Raw genomic sequence first — 17,680 nt, 5'->3', positions numbered from 1 at the left:
CCGCCGAGCCGGGACGCCCGTCAACCGCGGTGCGAACCGGCGCCGATGGCCCGGTGACGTGCGGGAAGAGCGCCAGGTCGTCGCCACCTGATGGGGTGGCTGGACGAACGTGGAGGCGGAGCGGGAAGCCGCCGGTTCTCCCCGGCACGTGATCGAGCAGACCTGCCTTCGGCGGCTGCCGGACCTCCGGCGTGCCGTCGGAGCTTGGAGAGGCACAGGATTCCCGTCGGCGGTGACCACCGCGGCGGAACAGGACAGGAAGGTGGCCCCTGCGCGGCCGCGTCCTTCCAGCGACCAGCTGGCAGACGCGCCCGGGGGCGGAGGAGACAGATGACGAACGCGGACACACCCGCCGACAACACCGGCGGGGACACCGCCACACCCATCGGCCCGCTGGGCGAGCTGCCCGCCCGGGTGCGAGTGCACGCACTGGCGAGGCTGCTCGGCTCCAACAGCCGGGACGTGCTGGCGAAGCTGACCGAACTGGGCGAGACAGCCCGTAGCGCGCAGTCGAGCGTGCCGAAGGACGTGGCGATCCGGGTGGCCGAGGCCTTCGCGGCCGACCCGGCCGAGCAGAGCGCGGCCGAACCCGGCCCTGCCGAACCCGCTCCCGTCGAGGCGGCGCCTCCCGAGGTGGCGGTCGCCGAGGAGCCGGAGCCGGTGCGCCCGCGGGCGCACGTCCCGGTGTTCGCGGCGCCGTCCCCGGTGTTCCTGCCGCCGGAGGCCCCCGTGACCCGGCCGTCCCAGCCTGCGAAGCAGCAGGAGGAGCCGGCCGAGGAGGAGCAGGCCGAGGCGCCGGAGCAGGACAGGGACGAGGACAGCGACGAGGCCGCCAGTCGCCGTCGCCGCCGCCGGGGCCGTCGCGGCCGCGGGCGCGGCAAGGGCGGCGAGGACAACGCCGGCGAGGACGAGAACTCCGACCAGCCGGAGCAGGCCGAGGAGGCCAGGTCCGAAGAGGCGAAGCCCGACGCGGACGCCGACAGCGACGACGAGGACTCCGACGAGTCGGAGAGCACCAGCCGCAGGCGTCGCCGTCGCCGCCGCCGCAAGGTGTCGGACGACGACAACGGCGAGCCCACCACGGGTGACGACCCGCCGAACACCGTCGTGCACGTCCGCGAAAGCAAGCCCGAGGCGGACAAGCAGCCCGCCAAGGAGGGCAAGGAGAAGGGCGACGGCGTCCGCAGCGTCCGCGGTTCGACGCGGCTGGAGGCCAAGCGCCAGCGCCGCCGCGACGGCCGCGAGGCGGGCCGCCGCCGTGTGCCGATCCTGTCCGAGGCCGAGTTCCTGGCGCGTCGCGAGGCCGTCGAGCGCACGATGGTCGTGGCCGAGCGCGGCGACCACACGCAGATCGGCGTGCTCGAGGACGGCGTGCTGGTCGAGCACTTCGTGACGTCGCAGGGCAGCGGGTCGATCGTCGGCAACGTGTACCTGGGCCGCGTGCAGAACGTGCTGCCATCGATGGAGGCGGCGTTCGTCGACATCGGCCGCGGCCGCAACGCGGTGCTCTACGCCGGTGAGGTCGACTGGGACGCCGCCGGCCTGGAGGGCAAGTCCCGCAAGATCGAGCAGGCGCTGTCCACCGGCGACAACGTGCTGGTGCAGGTCACCAAGGACCCGGTGGGCCACAAGGGTGCCCGGCTGACCACGCAGATCTCGCTGCCCGGCCGGTTCCTGGTGTACGTCCCGGCGGGCGGGGCCACGGGCATCTCGCGCAAGCTGCCGGAGAACGAGCGCCGCCGGCTCAAGGACATCCTCAAGCGCATCGTTCCCGAGGACGCGGGCGTGATCATCCGCACCGCCTCGGAGGGCATCAGCGAGGAGGAGCTGGAGCGTGACGTCCGCCGCCTGAAGGCCCAGTGGGAGGTCATCAAGGAGAAGGCGGACGCGGCGTCGGGCGGCAAGAAGTCCGCCGGGCCGACCATGCTCTACGAGGAGCCGGACCTGCTGGTCAAGGTGGTCCGTGACCTGTTCACCGAGGACTTCGCGAAGCTGGAGGTCCAGGGTGACACGGCATGGGAGACCATCAACGCCTACGTCAACCACGTCGCGCCCGACCTGGCCGGGCGGCTCAAGCGGTACGTCGGCACGGGTGACGTGTTCAGCGAGTACCGGATCGACGAGCAGATCATGAAGGCGCTGGACCGCAAGGTGTGGCTGCCCTCGGGCGGGTACCTGGTCATCGACCGCACCGAGGCGATGACGGTGATCGACGTCAACACCGGCAAGTTCACCGGATCGGGTGGAAACCTCGAAGAGACGGTGACCCGCAACAACCTCGAGTCCGCCGAGGAGATCGTCCGCCAGCTGCGGCTGCGCGACATCGGCGGCATCATCGTGATCGACTTCATCGACATGGTGCTGGAGTCCAACCGGGAGCTGGTGCTGCGGCGGCTGACCGAGTGCCTCGGCCGCGACCGGACCCGGCACCAGGTGGCGGAGGTGACGTCGCTGGGGCTGGTGCAGATGACCCGGAAGAAGGTCGGCACCGGCCTGATCGAGGCGTTCTCCACCACGTGTGAGCACTGCAAGGGCCGCGGCGTCATCGTCACGACCGACCTGCAGCGCTCCGGTGGCGGCAACAACGGCTCGAACGGCAACGGCCACCAGCACGGCGGCTCGCGCCGGTCGCGGGGCCGGGGCAAGCCGGAGGAGCAGCAGCCGGCCGCCGAGCGCACCGAGCAGAAGGCCCAGCCGGAGCGGCGGGAGTCCGTGGTGTCGGCCGTTCAGGCGATGGCCCACGCGGCGAAGCTCGCTTCGTCGGGCAAGCCGGAGGGCGAGGCCGAGAAGGCCGCGGAGGAGACCGCGGAGCAGGTCGTTTCGGCCGCTCTGAACGGCCGCCACCGCGCCGAGGCGCCGGAGGTGGAACCGGAACCGGCCGCCGAAGCCCCGGAGACCCCGGAGGACACCGCCCAGGAGCCCACGCTGGCCCAGGACCCGGTCGCCCCGCTCGACGAGACCCCGTCGAGTGACGAGCCCACCGGCTCGGTCACGGCCTCCACTGCGGACGCCACCGAGGCTCCGGCCCATGGCGCGACGGAGACCGCTACCTCGACCGCTCCCGCCTCCGCGGATGCCGCCGGATCCCCCGCGGAAGACGCAGCCGCCGCCCCCTCCGCCGAAGCCACCGGTGACGCGGGCACCACCCAGGCGTCGTCGTCCGCCGGAGCCACGGGCAACGCAGGCATTGCCGAGCCCACCGGGACCACCGCTGACTCGGCCGCCACGTCCGCCGAAGCAACGTCGTCCACCGGAGTGACCGGTGACCCGGCAGCCACCGAGGCGCCGTCCACCGGCACCGCGGCCACCACCGAGCCCACCGCCTCCACCGAGGCGACCGGCCAGCCCGGATCGACCACGGAGCACGCAGGCTCGCCCGAGCCCGCCACGGCATCCGTGCCGGAGAGCCGGCCGACGGAGCCGGAGGCCGCCGCAGCCGAGCCCACCGAGCAGGCCGAACCCGAGGTGGACGTGCCGACCCCGGCCGTGCGCACCGCTCGCCGGCGCCCCCGCCGCGCGGCCTCGCGCCCGGCCGGTCCGCCGGTGCACGCCTCGGACCAGAGCTGAGCGGGAAAAACGCCCCCCGGTGCACGCCAGCACCGGGGGGCCACGTAATCTAGACAACGGTCCGCCCCCGTGCGGGCCATGGCGCGATCAGCGGGCCGCCCGAGCGGGCCGTGTCGCAAGCCCTCACCCATTGTCGAGTAAGCAGGAGACTTCCGTGTCGGCGTACGCGATCGTCAAGACCGGCGGCAAGCAGTACAAGGTGGCCGTCGGCGACGTCGTCGAGGTCGAGAAGCTCGAGGGCGAGCCGGGCACCGAGCACACCTTCCCCGCCGTGTTGTACGTCGACGGCGGCGAGGTCACTACGGACGCCGACGCGTTGGCGAAGGTCTCGGTCACCGGCAGGGTCGTCGAGCAGACCAAGGGTCCGAAGATCCGGATCCACAAGTTCAAGAACAAGACCGGCTACCACAAGCGCCAGGGTCACCGGCAGAAGCTGACCCGCGTCGAGGTCACCGGAATCAGCAAGTAAAGGAGCTGAGCAGGCATGGCACACAAGAAGGGTGCTTCCAGCTCCCGCAACGGTCGTGACTCCAACCCGCAGTACCTCGGCGTCAAGCGCTTCGGCGGCCAGGTCGTCAAGGCGGGCGAGATCATCGTCCGCCAGCGGGGCACCAAGTTCCACCCCGGCGTGAACGTCGGCCGTGGCGGTGACGACACGCTGTTCGCGCTCGCCGCCGGTGCGGTCGAGTTCGGCGCGAAGCGTGGCCGCAAGACCGTCAACATCGTCCCGACCGAGGCCTGAGGCCCGCGAGACGCACAGCACCTCCCACGAGGGGCGGGCCCGGAACAAATTCGGGTCCGCCCCTCGTTTTTGTCTGAAGCAGTTCTGAATAGACCCGAAAGGCATGACATGGCGTCCCGGTTCGTTGACCGTGCGGTGATCCAGGTGGCCGCCGGCGACGGCGGGAACGGCTGCGCCTCGGTGCACCGCGAGAAGTTCAAGCCGCTCGGCGGCCCCGACGGGGGCAACGGCGGCAACGGCGGCGACGTGCTGCTGGTCGTGGACCAGAACGTGCACACGCTGCTCGACTTCCACTTCCGTCCGCACGCCAGCGCGGGCAACGGCAAGCAGGGGCAGGGCAGCCACCGAGCCGGTGCCGCGGGGCAGACGCTGGAGCTGAAGGTTCCGGCGGGCACGGTCGTCCTGACCGAGGACGGCGAGGTGCTCGCGGACCTCACCACCCCGGGCACCACGTTCGTCGCCGCCCAGGGTGGTCGCGGCGGGCTGGGCAACGCGGCGCTCGCGTCCAGGGCCCGCAAGGCGCCCGGGTTCGCCCTGCTCGGCGAGCCGGGTGAGGCGCGTTCGCTCGTGCTGGAGCTGCGGTCGGTCGCGGACGTCGGGCTCGTCGGCTTCCCGTCGGCGGGCAAGTCGTCGCTGATCTCCGTGTTGTCCGCGGCGAAGCCGAAGATCGCCGACTACCCGTTCACCACACTGGTGCCGAACCTCGGCGTCGTCACGGCGGGCGAGACGGTGTTCACGATGGCCGACGTGCCGGGCCTGATCCCGGGTGCGAGTGAAGGCAAGGGCCTGGGCCTGGACTTCCTCCGGCACATCGAGCGTTGCGCGGTGCTGGTGCACGTCGTCGACTGCGCGACGTACGACCCGGGCCGCGACCCGTTGTCCGATGTGGACGCGCTGGAGGAGGAGCTCGCCCGCTACACGCCGGGGCTGGGCGGCGAGCTGGCCGACCGTCCGCGGGTGGTGGTGCTGAACAAGGTCGACGTGCCCGAGGCGGCGGAGCTCGCGGAGATGGTGCGTCCCGAGCTGGAAGCGCGGGGCATGCCGGTGTTCGAGGTGTCGACGGCGACGCGGCACGGGCTGCGCGAGCTGACGTACGCGCTCGGCCGCATCGTCGAGCAGTATCGGGCCGAGCAGCCGGCCCCGGCCGCGGAGCGGATCGTGCTGCGGCCGCAGGCCGTCGACGACGCGGGCTTCACCGTGGAGCCGGACCCGGAGGAGCCAGGCGGTTTCATCGTGCGTGGCGCGCGTCCGGAGCGCTGGATCCGGCAGACGCACTTCGGCAACGACGAGGCTGTCGGCTACCTGGCCGACAGGCTCAACCGGCTCGGCGTGGAAGACGAGCTCGCGCGCCAGGGGGCGAAGCCGGGTTGCCCGGTCACGATCGGCGGTGTCACGTTCGACTGGCAGCCGTCCACGCCGGGCGCGGTGACGCACCTGTCGGGACGGGGCACGGACGTGCGGCTGGAAGACCACAGCCGGGTGACGGCCGCGCAGCGCAAGGAGGCCCGGCGGATCCGCCGGGACGGTGTGCCCGACGACGCGCAGGACTACGAGCTGGACGACGAATGAGCGTCACCCGGAAGGCCGTCGCGGGCGCGGAGCGCCTGGTCGTGAAGGTGGGTTCGTCGGCGCTGACCACGGCCGGGAGCGGTCTGGACGTCGAGCGGCTGAACGCTCTGGTGGACGCGATCGCGGCCCGGATCGGACAGGGCAGTCAGCTGGTGCTGGTGTCGTCGGGTGCGATCGGTGCCGGCCTGGCGCCGCTGGCGCTGGGCAAGCGCCCGAGGGACCTGGCGACGCAGCAGGCCGCGGCGAGCGTCGGGCAGTTGCAGTTGGCGCACGCGTATGCGGAGTCGTTCGGCCGGTACTCGCTGACCGTGGGGCAGGTGCTGCTCACCTCGGACGACGTCGTGCGGCGGTCGCACTACCGCAACGCGCAGCGCACCCTGTCCCGGTTGCTGGCGCTGGGGGCGGTGCCGGTGGTGAACGAGAACGACACGGTGGCCACGGAGGAAATCCGCTTCGGCGACAACGATCGCCTGGCAGCGCTGGTGGCGCACCTCATTGGCGCGGACGCGCTGGTCCTGTTGTCTGATGTGGACGGTCTGTACGACGGCGATCCCCGTGACGGTGCGACCCGCAGGATTCCGGAGGTCGCGGACGATTCGGACGTCGCGGGCATCACCGTGGGCATGTCGAGTTCGGGCCTGGGCACCGGCGGCATGGTGTCCAAACTGGCGGCAGCCCGAACAGCCGCAGCTGCGGGTATCCCGGTATTGCTGGCGGCGGCGAGCGAGGCGGCACGAGCCCTGAGCACGGCGGAGGTGGGCACAGCCTTCGCGGCGGCGGACTCGCGCTTGTCGGCCCGGCGCTTCTGGCTGGCCTACGCGGCAGGCCCGACGGGCCGCCTGCAACTCGACGAGGGCGCGGTCACGGCCGTCGTCCGCCGCCGCCGCTCACTGCTGGCGGCCGGCGTGACGGGCGTGAGCGGCGATTTCCAGGCAGGGGACGTCGTCGAGCTGACCGACCCGGCGCAGCGCGTGGTGGCCCGCGGGGTGGTCGCCTTCGACGCGACGGAGCTGCCCGAGCTGATCGGCCGCTCGACCCACGAGCTTCCTCCGGAACAACGCAGAGAAGTAGTCCACGCCGACGACCTCGTGCCGCTACGCCGCTGAGCGCTTGGGGCGGCCGTGAGGGCGCCGCGCGCCGCGCCGAGTTGTCGGGTCCTTCTGGCCGTCGTAAGTGCGGTCCGGCATCGCGCCGAGTTGTCGGGTCCTTCTGGCCGTCGCAAGTGCGGCCCGGCGCCGCGGAGTTGTCGGGCTCTTCTGGCCGCCGCAAGTGCGGCCCGATGCCACGCCGAATCGGCGGGACCCGAGCGCGGCCCATCACCAGGCTCGTGGCCGCCGCGTAGGCATCGGTGCGGTCAGCGCAGCTCGGTAGCCCGCGTTTCCGGGAACGTCAGCAGCACCACGAAGGTGAGCACCGCCGCTCCGGCGACGTACCAGAAGAACACGATCGACAGGTTCGCCGCCGCCAGTGCGCTGATCACCAGCGGAGCGGTGCCACCGAACAGCGCGACGGTGAGGTTGTACCAGGCGCCGATGCCCAGCCCCCGCAACGAGGTCGGGAACAGCTCGCTCATGATCGCCGGCGCCAGTGACGACAGCGCCGCGTACAGTCCGAGCCCCACGCAGAACACCACGAGCAGTCCACCCAGCCCCGGCCGCACCAAAGTGGACAGTGGCACGATCAGGACGGCCGTCGCCGCAGACCACACGTACAGCTGTGGCTTGCGCCCGATGCGGTCCGACAGCATCCCGTACGGGTACTGCAGCACGACGAACAACGCCGTGCCGACAGACAGCGCCAGGAACACGTCCACGTCGCTCGCGTGCCGGGTCTTCACCGCGAATGGGGTCAACGCGCTGAAGAACGTGTAGTAGCACAACGTCGACAACATCGTGATCCCGACGAGCTGCCCGACGGCCTTCGGGTGGTCTCGCAAGGTTGCGAGCAACGGCCGGTGCACCCGCCGCGCGGTGACCTTGTTCTGCTCGAAGTGCTCGGTCTCGGCGATGCTGCGCCGCAGCCACAGCCCGATGACACCCAGTACCCCGCCCAGCAGGAACGGGATCCGCCACCCGTACGAGTTCAGGTCCGCCTTGTCCAGGGTCCGCGCGAGCACGAACCCGAGGACCGAAGCGAGCAGGACCGCCGAACCCGTCGAGATGTAGAAGAACGACGAATACCGGCCCCGCCACTTCGGCGGCGCGATCTCACCGAGGTACGCCGACGCGTTCGACACCTCGCCGCCCAGCGACAGCCCCTGAGTGATCCGGGCCAGCAGGAGCAGCACCGGAGCCAGCCAGCCGACGAGGGAGAACGTCGGCAGGATGCCGATGACCACCGATCCTCCCGCCATCAGGCTGATGGTGAGGATCATCGCCGGCTTGCGCCCACGCACGTCGGCGAACCTGCCGAGCAGGAACCCGCCCAGCGGCCGGAAGAAGAACGCCAGTGCGTAGGTGGCGAAGGTGTTGATCTGCGCCAGTGCGTCGTTGCCCGATGGGAAGAACGCTGTTGCGAAGTAGATGCTGAACGTCGCGTAGATGGTCCAGTCGAACCACTCGAGCGCATTGCCGACACTCGCCGCGAACAGCTTGCGTATCGGCAACCGGTGCCGGACCTCGGACTCGATCTTCGATTCCGCCATGGGTGCCTCCACCGCGTCGCCCGATTGGTGGAGATTGCCACACCGCTGCCCGTTTCGGAAGACCTGACCCGGGAGCAGGCCGTGGTCCGCCTCGGGTGACGTGGGAAGTGCATCCCGCCGCACTGTCGTCGCGCACCTCGGCCGGAACCGGAGGCAGGGGCCGCAACGGCACGCTCACCGCTCAGTTTGGCCGAACCGTCGCGATCGTCACCGCGGATGGGGACTGCCGCTATCCCCGCCGCGCTGCCAACCGAGACCGTCCCAACGGCGCCAGATCGCCCTGTTCGAGCCACAGGTCCCTTCGCGCTCCCGCATCACCTCCTCGTCGTCAAAATCCAGCAATCAGTTCGTCGCCGCGAGGGCGAAAGGGAGAACGGCAGGCGCACCTCCCTTCAGCAGCAGCCTGGCTGCCATCGTCATCGTCCAGCCGGACTCGACGAGGTCGTCCACGAGCAGCACTGGCCCGTCTACTGTGGACAACTCCGCGGCCAGTTCCTCCGGCAGGACGAGGCGATGCCACAGGTCCGCCACTCGTTGCGCGCTGTTGGCCCGCCGGGGCGCTGGCCCGTGCGCTCCGAGCGTGCCGAGGAAACGCAGCTTGCCGACCTCGGCGAAGCGGGCGGCGAGACTTTGGGTGAGCCGCGGCCTGCGATCCGACGGCATCGCCACGACCGCGACCGGCCGCCGCCTCCAGTCCCACGCCGCGAGCACCGCCACACAGGCCTGGAACACCGGTGCCGGCACCTCGGTGTCCGGCGCCGAGGTGCCGACCAGCTCCCGCAAGCGGTTTCCCCACCCCACGTCGGTCAACCGGCCGAGCGCTCGTCCCGGCTGGGCCTGGTGCTCCTCCGGAATCCGGCCCGACAACGGCACATCAAGCGTCTTCATCCCGGTGGGCCACTGCCGCCGTGGAGCCAACTCGATACCAGGACGCCGCAACCGGCTGCTCGTCGCCTCGATCACTTCCGCGGAGATCGCCGTGTCACGGACGTTGCCCGTGCAGTTGTCGCAGCGCCCGCAAGGCTCCGCGTACGAATCGTCCAGCTGGCGCAGCAGGAACTCCATCCGGCAGCCTTCGGTCTCCTGGTAGTCCAGCATGGCCTGCTGTTCGGCGTTCCGGGCTTCGCTCACCCGGCCGTACCGCCCGGCGTCGTACTGCCAGTCCTCTCCCGTCGACTCCCAGCCGCCACGGACCCGCCGGACCGCGCCATCGACGTCGAGCACCTTGAGCACCATTTCAAGGCGTGACCGGGACAACTCGACCATCGGCTCGAGTGCGGCTGTCGAGAGTGGACGGTCGGCCTGCGCCAACGCGTCGAGCACCTGTGTCACTCGACGCTCGTCAGGGAACGCCAGAGAGCTGAAGTAGTTCCAGATCTCCCTGTCCTCCGTACCCGGCAGCAAGATCACCTCGGCCCGGCGCACGCCACGACCGGCACGCCCGACCTGCTGGTAGTACGCGATCGGCGACGACGGCGCGCCCAAGTGCACGACGAACCCGAGATCGGGCTTGTCGAACCCCATGCCCAGCGCGGAGGTGGCCACGAGCGCTTTGACCCGGTTGCCCAGCAGATCGTCCTCGGCGGCCTCCCGTTCGGCCGGATCCGTCTTGCCCGTGTACGCGGCCACCTCGTACCCGCGCTCTCGCAGCAGCCCCGCCACGTCGTGCGCCGCCGCGACCGTCAGGGTGTAGATGATCCCGGACCCGGGCAGCTCGGCCAGATGCTCGGCCAGCCACGCGATGCGCGCCTCCGAGGTCGGCAGCTTCGCCACCGACAGGTGCAGGCTCTCCCTGTCGAGCGGGCCGCGCAGCACCAGCGTGTCCGAGCTCGTGCCGAGCCCCAGCTGCTCGGCGACATCGGTGACCACCCGGTTGTTCGCGGTCGCCGTGGTGGCCAGTACCGGCACGCCGTCCGGCAGGTCGGCGAGCAGCGTGCGCAGTCGCCGGTAGTCCGGCCGGAAGTCGTGCCCCCAGTCGGAGATGCAGTGCGCCTCGTCGACCACGAGCAGACCGGCCGTGGTGGTGAGCTTGGGCAGCACGGTGTCGCGGAACTCGGGGTTGTTGAGCCGTTCCGGGCTCACGAGCAGGACGTCGATCTCGCCGCTCGCGATCCGCGCCTGCACTTCGTCCCACTCCTGTGGGTTGGCGGAGTTCATGGTCGCCGCCGCGATACCGGCCCTGGCCGCCGCCGAGATCTGGTTGCGCATCAGCGCGAGCAGTGGCGAGATGATCACTGTGGGCCCGGCGCCCTGTTGCCGCAGCAGTGCGGTGGCCAGGAAGTACACCGCCGACTTGCCCCAGCCCGTGCGCTGCACGACGAGCGCGCGCCGGTGTTCGGCGACCAGCGCCCGGATCGCCGTCCACTGGTCTTCGCGCAACGTGGCACCGTCGCCGGCCAGTGCTCGCAGCAGGGTGTCGGCGCGTTCACGTAGTTCCTGGATTTCCACGGGTCCACGTGTACCCCATGCCTCCGACAAAGGCTGCTCGGAAACCGCACGACTGGCCCACTCGTGCCCACTGTGACCGGGAACACCCCGATTGAGGACGTCATACGAGTGACGCGGACGCGTTTCCTCCTCGTCCCGCCCGGGGAGGGGCGGAGCGTCACCGGAGGTTCCCCTCGGATCGCCGGCGACGCGGCGGAGGTGTGTGGGCCGCGACGCGCGTCAGCGGCCCACACATCGGCCCGCGATCTATACGCTTCGTTCATGTCACCACGGCGTCTCGGGGTCATGGGCGGAACCTTCGATCCCATCCACCACGGTCACCTCGTCGCGGCCAGCGAGGTGCAGTCCCGGTTCGAGCTCGACGAAGTGATCTTCGTGCCGACGGGCCAGCCGTGGCAGAAGACCGGCCGCACCGTCACGAAGGCCGAGGACCGGTACCTGATGACGGTGATCGCGACGGCGTCGAACCCCAAGTTCTCCGTCAGCAGGGTGGACATCGACCGCGGCGGCGAGACCTACACCGTCGACACGCTGCGCGACCTGCACGCGGAGTACCCCGAGGCCGAACTGTTCTTCATCACCGGTGCCGACGCCCTGGAACAGATCCTGACCTGGCACAACGCCGACGAGCTGTTCGACTACGCGCACTTCATCGGCGTCACGCGGCCCGGTTACCGGCTCAACGACCACCACCTGCCCAGCGGCAAGGTGACCCTGGTCGAGGTCACGGCCATGGCCATCTCGTCCACCGGCTGCCGCGAGCGCGCCCAGCGGAACGAACCGGTCTGGTACCTCGTGCCGGACGGTGTCGTGAGATACATCGACAAGAGAAACCTGTACCGCAAGCAGGAGTGAGCCGCCAGGTACCCTCGATCCGGCAGGATGCCCAGTAAGAGGGAGCAGGAGTGGCAGCGACGTCCCAAGCCCGGGAGATGGCGAACGTGGCAGCCCACGCGGCTGCCGACAAGAAGGCCACCGATGTCGTGGTGCTGGACGTCTCCGAACAGCTCGTGATCACCGACGTGTTCCTCATCGCGTCCGCGCCCAACGAGCGGCAGGTGGGCGCCATCGTCGACAGCGTCGAGGAGAAGCTGCGGTTGGCGGGCCACAAGCCCGTGCGCCGTGAAGGCGCCCGTGAGGGCCGCTGGGTGCTGCTCGACTTCGTCGACCTGGTGGTCCACGTCCAGCACGACGAGGAACGTGCCTTCTACGGCCTGGAGCGGCTGTGGAAGGACTGCCCGCGCATCGAGGTGGCGGGCCTCGCCGACGGCGAGGGCGGCGAGTGACCTTGCGGCGCCTCGTGCTCTGGCGGCACGGGGAGACCGACTACAACGCGGCGGGCCGGATGCAGGGGCACCTCGACTCGGCGCTCACCGAGGTGGGCTGGAACCAGGCGCGGTTCGCCGTACCCGCGCTCGCCCGGTTCGAACTCGAGCTGGTCATCGCCTCCGACCTGCGGCGAGCCACCGACACGGCGACCGTGCTGACCGAGGCCATCGGGGTGCCGCTGCGCATCGACAAGCGGCTGCGCGAGACGCACCTCGGCGAGTGGCAGGGCCTGACGGGCGCGGAGGTGGACGCCGCGTATCCCGGCGATCGCGACCGCTGGCGCGTCGACGCCACGTGGGCGCCGCCGGGCGGTGAGTCGAGGGTGGAGGTCGCGGAGCGCGCCGCTGAGGTGGTCGGCGACCTGGTGGCGAGCGACGAGCCGCTGGAGACGGTGCTGCTCGCCGCGCACGGCGGCCTGATCACGGCCCTCACCGCCGGGTTGTTGTCGCTGCCCGTGGAGGCGTGGCCGCAGCTGGGCGGTATCCGCAACTGCCACTGGGTGGAGCTGAGCCGTCGTGACGGGGCGTGGCGGCTCAACGCCTACAACGCGGGCATGTACGGCTGACCGTGCCGCGCCTGCTGGTCTTCGGCGATTCGCTGAGCTTCCACGGTCCGGAGGGGCCCTGTGCCGCCGACGAGCCACGGCTGTGGCCGAACGTGGCGGCCGGAGTGCTCGGCGGGCCGGCTGACCTCGTCGCGGGCATGGGCTGGACGGCCCGGGACATGTGGTGGTCCCTCATCGGCGACCCGCGCGTGTGGGCTGACCTGCACCACGTCGACGTGGTGGTGCTCGCGGTGGGCAGCATGGACACGCTTCCGTCGCCGTTGCCCACGTACCTGCGCACCGGCCTGCGATACCTCCGCCCGGAAGGATTGCGCCGCGTCGCCCGCAAGGCGTATCTCGCCGCGCAGCCGAAACTCTCCGTGGCACTGCGGGGTCGCCCGACAGTGTTGCCGACGCGGTTGACCGTTCACTACCTGGACACGGCCGTCGGTGCCCTGCGCATCCTGCGGCCGGCCTTGCCGATCGTCGGCGTGTTGCCCAGCGTCCACCGGGCCGACTCCTACGGCCGCGTGCACACCGCCCGCGCCCAGGCGGAAGCCGCCGTCCGGGAATGGGGCGCGCGGGCTGACGTTCCCCTGCTCGACCTGCCCGCCGTCGTGGGGGAGCACGTGCTCGGCGGACGGGGCAACCCGGACGGGATGCACTGGGGCTGGGAGGGCCACGCGTCCGTCGGCAAGGCGATGGCGGCGCTGATCGGTCCGCTGCTGGTCCCGGACTCCGAGCCCGGCGCCCCGTAGGCTTGCGGCGTGCCGGTCGCCGTCATCACCGACTCCACCGCCCACCTGCCCGAGGGGTTCGCCGAACGGTTCGCCATCCGGGTGGTGCCGCTGCACGTCCTCATCGACGGCGAAGCGGCGTTGGATGGCGTCGACGTCGGGCCCGTCGCGCTCGCGGAAGCGCTGGGGCAACGGCGCATCGTGACCACTTCGCGGCCGACGCCGGCGGAGTTCGCGGCCGTGTTCCGGGCAGCCCTGGACGAGGGCGCGGACGAAGTCGTGTCGCTGCACCTGTCGAGCGAGATCTCGGGGACCTGGGAGTCGGCGGTGCTGGCCGCGCAGCAGGTCGGGCCGGACGTGGTGCGGGTCGTGGACTCGCGCGGGACGGCGATGGGCCTCGGTTTCGCGGCTCTGCACGCCGCGCGGGCGGCGAAGGCGGGCGGGTCGGCGAAGGAGGTCGAGGAAGCCGCGATGTCGGCTGTCCGGGCTTCCAAAACGCTGTTCGTGGTCGAGACCCTGGAGTACCTGCGCCGGGGCGGGCGGATCGGCGCCGCGGCGGCGTTGCTGGGCACGGCGCTCGCGGTGAAACCGGTGCTGCACATGGACGACGGACGGATCCAACCGCTGGAGAAGGTGCGGACGATGAACCGCGCCGTGGTTCGGCTGGTGGACCTGGCGGCGGCCGCGGCGGGGGACGAGCCGGTCGAGGTCGCGGTGCACCACCTGGCGTCGGCGGAACGGGCGGCTGAGCTGGCCAACCTGCTGGAGGAGCGGCTGGTGGTGCCGGAGGGGTGTCTGGTTTCGGAGCTCGGCGCGGTCATCGGCGCGCACACGGGGCCGGGCGTGGTCGGCGTGGTGGTGCAGCGGAACCCGGTCGGCTACCGCTGACCTCTCGTGGGGGAGTTATCCACATACCCCCACTTGTCCACAGCCGCCCCAATTCCCACTTTCCCGCCCCGGGCCACCCCTCCTAGCGTCGAATGGGTGTTCGAACAAGCCTTTCCCCAGACCCCCGAGTCCCCGGCCCGCAACCGGCTGCGACAGCTCGCCGACCAGGCGCTCGCCTCGGAGCGTGAACCTCCGCTCATCGGCAAGCTCGTCGAACGCTGGGTACCGCCCGGGCTCACCCGAAGTCCCTCGCGTCGCCGGCTCACGGCCGTCGTCGCGGCCCTCGCCGCGGTGCTGGTCCTCATCGGCGGTTCGATCGTGCTGCTGGGCGGCAGCCCGCCACCCGAGCGTCCGCCGGTGCTGCCCGCGGCTCAGGACAGGCCGCCCACGTCCACGGTCGCTCAGTCGAAGGCCGCCGAGAGTTCGTTGGTGGTCAGCGTCGTCGGCAAGGTGCGCTCGCCCGGGCTCGTCACCGTGCCGAGCGGTGCCCGGGTCGCCGACGCGTTGAGCGCGGCCGGTGGTGTCTTCGACGGTACGGACATCACGGCGTTGAACCTCGCCCGCAAGCTGACGGACGGCGAGCAGGTCTACGTCGGCATCCCGGCGCCGCCGTCGGCCATACCCCAGCAGGCCGATCCGTCCGCGGCGCCGGGCAAGGTCAACCTGAACAGCGCGACGGCCGAGCAGCTCGACTCGCTGCCCGGCGTCGGCGAGGTCACCGCGAAGCGGATCATCGACTGGCGTACGGAGCATGGCTCCTTCACCTCGATCGACCAGCTGCAAGAGGTCGACGGCATCGGCACGGCGAAGTTCGCCAAGCTCCGGGACCAGGTGACCGTCTGATGCTCACGGACATCCGGACGCCCGCCTGGCACGACTGCCGTCTCGTCCCGGCCGCGCTGGTCCTCTGGCTCGGTGTGCTGGTCGCGCTGCTGTGGAGCTGGTGGGCCGCGCTGGTCGTGGGTTCGGCCGCCGTGGTGGTCGCCGTCGTCCTGCTCTGGCGCTGGCGAAAGAGCCGCCCACGCTGGTTCGCGGGCGCGGGTGCGTTACTGCTGGCCGGAGTCCTGTTGGCCGGTCCGCTGGCCGGGGTGGTGTTCAGCGCGCAGCACGATCCGTTGGGGGCACTGGCCGTTCGAGGTGCTGCCGTCAAGCTGCGCGTGGTAGTGGCTGAGCGGCCGAAGCCGATCCAGACAGCCGGCTATGCGGGGCAACAGGCAGGTGCGCGGCTCGTCGTCATCCCGGCGACCGTCGAGCGAGCCGAAGCCGCGCGGGCTCCGATCGACTCCACGGGACGGGTCGTGCTTCTCACGCCCTTCCCAGCGTGGTCGGAGTTGCTGCCGGGCCAGGAAGTCACCGTGCAGGGCAAGCTCGCTCCGCCGCGGGACGCCGACCTCACAGTGGCCGCTGTCTACGTCCGTGGGCCGCCGGGCGAGGTGGGGGACGCGTCCTGGTGGCAGAAGGCCGCGGAGTCCGTTCGAGCCGCGCTCAGGCAGGCGTGTTCTGTCCTCTCGGAGGATGCGGCGGGTCTGCTGCCCGGGCTGGTGGTGGGAGACACCAGCGGAGTCTCCGCGCAGGTGCAGCGCGAGTTCACCGACGCCGGACTGTCGCACTTGATGGCCGTCAGCGGGAGCAATCTGGCCGTCGTGGCCGGCGCGGTGCTGTTGCTCCTCAGGGCGCTGCGGGTCGGCCCCCGGCTGTCAGCACTCGTGGCGGGGCTGGCGCTGGTCGGGTTCGTGATCCTCACCGGTGGCGAACCGAGTGTCCTGCGGGCGGGGGTGATGGGTGCGGTCGGGCTACTGGCCCTGGCACTCGGACGACACCGGTCGGTCCTGCCCGCATTGGCCGCGGCCGTGTGTGTGCTGGTGGTCTACGACCCGGCGATGGCGGTCAGCCTCGGCTTCGCGCTGTCTGCCCTCGCCACGGCCGGGCTCGTGCTGCTGGCGCCGCACTGGGTCGAGGCGATGAGCAGGCGCGGTGTGCCGCCGGGGATCGCGGAGGGGCTGGCCGTCCCGCTCGCCGCGTTCCTCGTCACCGCGCCCGTGATCGCGGGTATGGCCGGGCAGGTCAGCGTGGTGTCGATCGCCGCGAACGTCCTCGCCGCACCGGTGGTCGCCCCGGCGACGGTACTGGGCGTGGTGACCGCCGTGCTGGCCACGTTCTGGCCGGCCGCGGCCAAGCTGCCGGCACTCGCGGCGGGGCCGGAGGTGCACTGGCTCCTCGTGGTCGCGCGTCACGCCTCGCGAATCCCGGGCGCGGTGGTGCCCTGGCCCGGTGGCTGGTGGGGCGGCGTGCTGGCGTTGGTCGCCGTGGCGGTGCTGGTGGTGCTGTTGCGGCGGCCACGCCTGCGGGTCGGGTTGGCGCTCGTGCTGGTGTGCGTCCTGCTGGTCGTCGTGCCGGTGCGGGTCATCGCGCCGGGATGGCCGCCGGCGGGATGGGCGATGGTCGCGTGCGATGTGGGGCAGGGCGATGCGGAGGTGCTGGCGACCACCGACCCGGGGCGGGCAGTTGTCGTGGACACCGGGCCGGAGCCGGGGCCCGTCGACGAATGCCTGTCCCGGCTCGGCGTGGACCGGGTGCCGCTGGTCGTGCTGAGCCACCTGCACGCCGACCACATCAGCGGGCTGGACTCGGTGTTCGACGGCCGGTCGGTCGGGGCGGTCGCGGTGGGGCCCGGACGGCTGCCCGACTGGGCGTGGCGGCAGGTGGCCGGGGTCGCCGCGCGGCACGGCGTGCCCTTGCTGGAACTGGAACTCGGTCAGCGACTCGACTGGCCCGGACTGTCCATGGAGGTGATCGGACCGCGTTACGTCGGCTCGCAGCAGCAGGAAGACGACGCCGACGGAACGAACATCAACAACACGTCGGTCGTCCTGCGGGCGTTCACGCCGGCCGGACGGGTGCTGCTCACGGGCGACGTCGAACTGCTGGCGCAGGGCGACCTGCTCGCCGATGGCACGGACCTGCACGCGGAGGTGTTGAAAGTGCCCCACCACGGAAGCCGCTTCTCACTGCCCACGTTCCTCGCCGCGGTCGCGCCCCGGCTCGCGCTCATCAGTGTCGGTGCGGGCAACAGCTACGGCCATCCCAGCAAGTCCACAGTGGACGAACTGGTGGCGGACGGGGCGTTGGTCGCCCGCACCGACACCGACGGCGACACGGCCGTGGTCACGGACGACGGAGAACCGGCGGTGGTGCGTAGAGGGAGGTGAAAC

Annotated in this window: 14 protein-coding genes; 12 read left to right on the top strand and 2 right to left on the bottom strand. The window is 71.3% G+C overall.

Annotated features, from left to right (window positions below; genetic code table 11):
* Positions 1-330: 330 nt before the first annotated feature.
* From FHX82_RS14045 to proB, 5 genes are all read left to right on the top strand, one after another.
* A complete protein-coding gene (locus FHX82_RS14045) occupies positions 331-3,567 on the top strand; it encodes an Rne/Rng family ribonuclease (protein WP_145939025.1) in 3,237 nt (1,078 codons plus the stop codon).
* 154 nt (positions 3,568-3,721) lie between these two features.
* Entirely contained in the window at positions 3,722-4,036 is a 315-nt protein-coding gene (rplU, locus tag FHX82_RS14040) for a 50S ribosomal protein L21 (protein ID WP_145939026.1), read from the top strand.
* Positions 4,037-4,051: 15 nt separating this feature from the next.
* Positions 4,052-4,309, top strand: coding sequence for a 50S ribosomal protein L27 (gene rpmA, locus FHX82_RS14035; RefSeq protein WP_145939027.1), 258 nt, complete (start codon positions 4,052-4,054; stop codon positions 4,307-4,309).
* Positions 4,310-4,417: 108 nt separating this feature from the next.
* Positions 4,418-5,878, top strand: coding sequence for a GTPase ObgE (gene obgE, locus FHX82_RS14030; RefSeq protein ID WP_145939028.1), 1,461 nt, complete (start codon positions 4,418-4,420; stop codon positions 5,876-5,878).
* A complete protein-coding gene (gene proB / locus FHX82_RS14025) occupies positions 5,875-6,984 on the top strand; it encodes a glutamate 5-kinase (protein ID WP_145939029.1) in 1,110 nt (369 codons plus the stop codon). The genes obgE and proB overlap by 4 nt, the downstream gene beginning before the upstream one ends.
* Positions 6,985-7,232: 248 nt before the next feature.
* On the opposite strand, the gene FHX82_RS14020 is transcribed toward proB, so the two are convergent.
* Positions 7,233-8,522 carry an MFS transporter gene (locus tag FHX82_RS14020; RefSeq protein WP_145939030.1) on the bottom strand — a complete coding sequence of 430 codons (1,290 nt, stop codon included), beginning with the start codon at positions 8,520-8,522 and terminating at the stop codon, positions 7,233-7,235.
* A gap of 342 nt (positions 8,523-8,864) precedes the next feature.
* Positions 8,865-10,970, bottom strand: coding sequence for a RecQ family ATP-dependent DNA helicase (locus tag FHX82_RS14015; protein ID WP_145939031.1), 2,106 nt, complete (start codon positions 10,968-10,970; stop codon positions 8,865-8,867).
* Positions 10,971-11,231: 261 nt separating this feature from the next.
* On the opposite strand from FHX82_RS14015, the gene nadD reads away from it, so the two are divergent.
* The 7 genes from nadD to FHX82_RS13980 all read left to right on the top strand — a co-directional run bounded on the left by nadD (position 11,232) and on the right by FHX82_RS13980 (position 17,677).
* Positions 11,232-11,825, top strand: coding sequence for a nicotinate-nucleotide adenylyltransferase (gene nadD / locus FHX82_RS14010; RefSeq protein WP_145939032.1), 594 nt, complete (start codon positions 11,232-11,234; stop codon positions 11,823-11,825).
* Between the two features lie 50 nt (positions 11,826-11,875).
* The gene (rsfS, locus tag FHX82_RS14005; RefSeq protein ID WP_145939033.1) at positions 11,876-12,256 is read left to right on the top strand and encodes a ribosome silencing factor; all 381 of its coding nucleotides are present in this window, start codon (positions 11,876-11,878) and stop codon (positions 12,254-12,256) included.
* Positions 12,253-12,864, top strand: a complete 612-nt coding sequence (locus FHX82_RS14000; RefSeq protein WP_145939034.1) for a histidine phosphatase family protein — start codon at positions 12,253-12,255, stop codon at positions 12,862-12,864. Before rsfS ends, FHX82_RS14000 begins: the two co-directional genes overlap by 4 nt.
* A 2-nt stretch (positions 12,865-12,866) precedes the next feature.
* Positions 12,867-13,601, top strand: a complete 735-nt coding sequence (gene octT / locus FHX82_RS13995) for a diglucosylglycerate octanoyltransferase (RefSeq protein WP_145939035.1) — start codon at positions 12,867-12,869, stop codon at positions 13,599-13,601.
* Between the two features lie 9 nt (positions 13,602-13,610).
* A complete protein-coding gene (locus tag FHX82_RS13990; protein ID WP_145939036.1) occupies positions 13,611-14,468 on the top strand; it encodes a DegV family protein in 858 nt (285 codons plus the stop codon).
* Between the two features lie 96 nt (positions 14,469-14,564).
* Positions 14,565-15,311, top strand: coding sequence for a ComEA family DNA-binding protein (locus FHX82_RS13985; protein ID WP_145936700.1), 747 nt, complete (start codon positions 14,565-14,567; stop codon positions 15,309-15,311).
* Positions 15,311-17,677 carry a ComEC/Rec2 family competence protein gene (locus tag FHX82_RS13980; RefSeq protein WP_145936699.1) on the top strand — a complete coding sequence of 789 codons (2,367 nt, stop codon included), beginning with the start codon at positions 15,311-15,313 and terminating at the stop codon, positions 17,675-17,677. Before FHX82_RS13985 ends, FHX82_RS13980 begins: the two co-directional genes overlap by 1 nt.
* Positions 17,678-17,680 lie beyond the last annotated feature (3 nt).

It is taken from the genome of Amycolatopsis bartoniae (genome assembly GCF_014191255.1).
GTDB lineage: Bacteria > Actinomycetota > Actinomycetes > Mycobacteriales > Pseudonocardiaceae > Amycolatopsis_E > Amycolatopsis_E bartoniae.
Note: the sequence above shows the minus strand (reverse complement) of the source record. Positions and strands in the feature narration are given on the sequence as shown.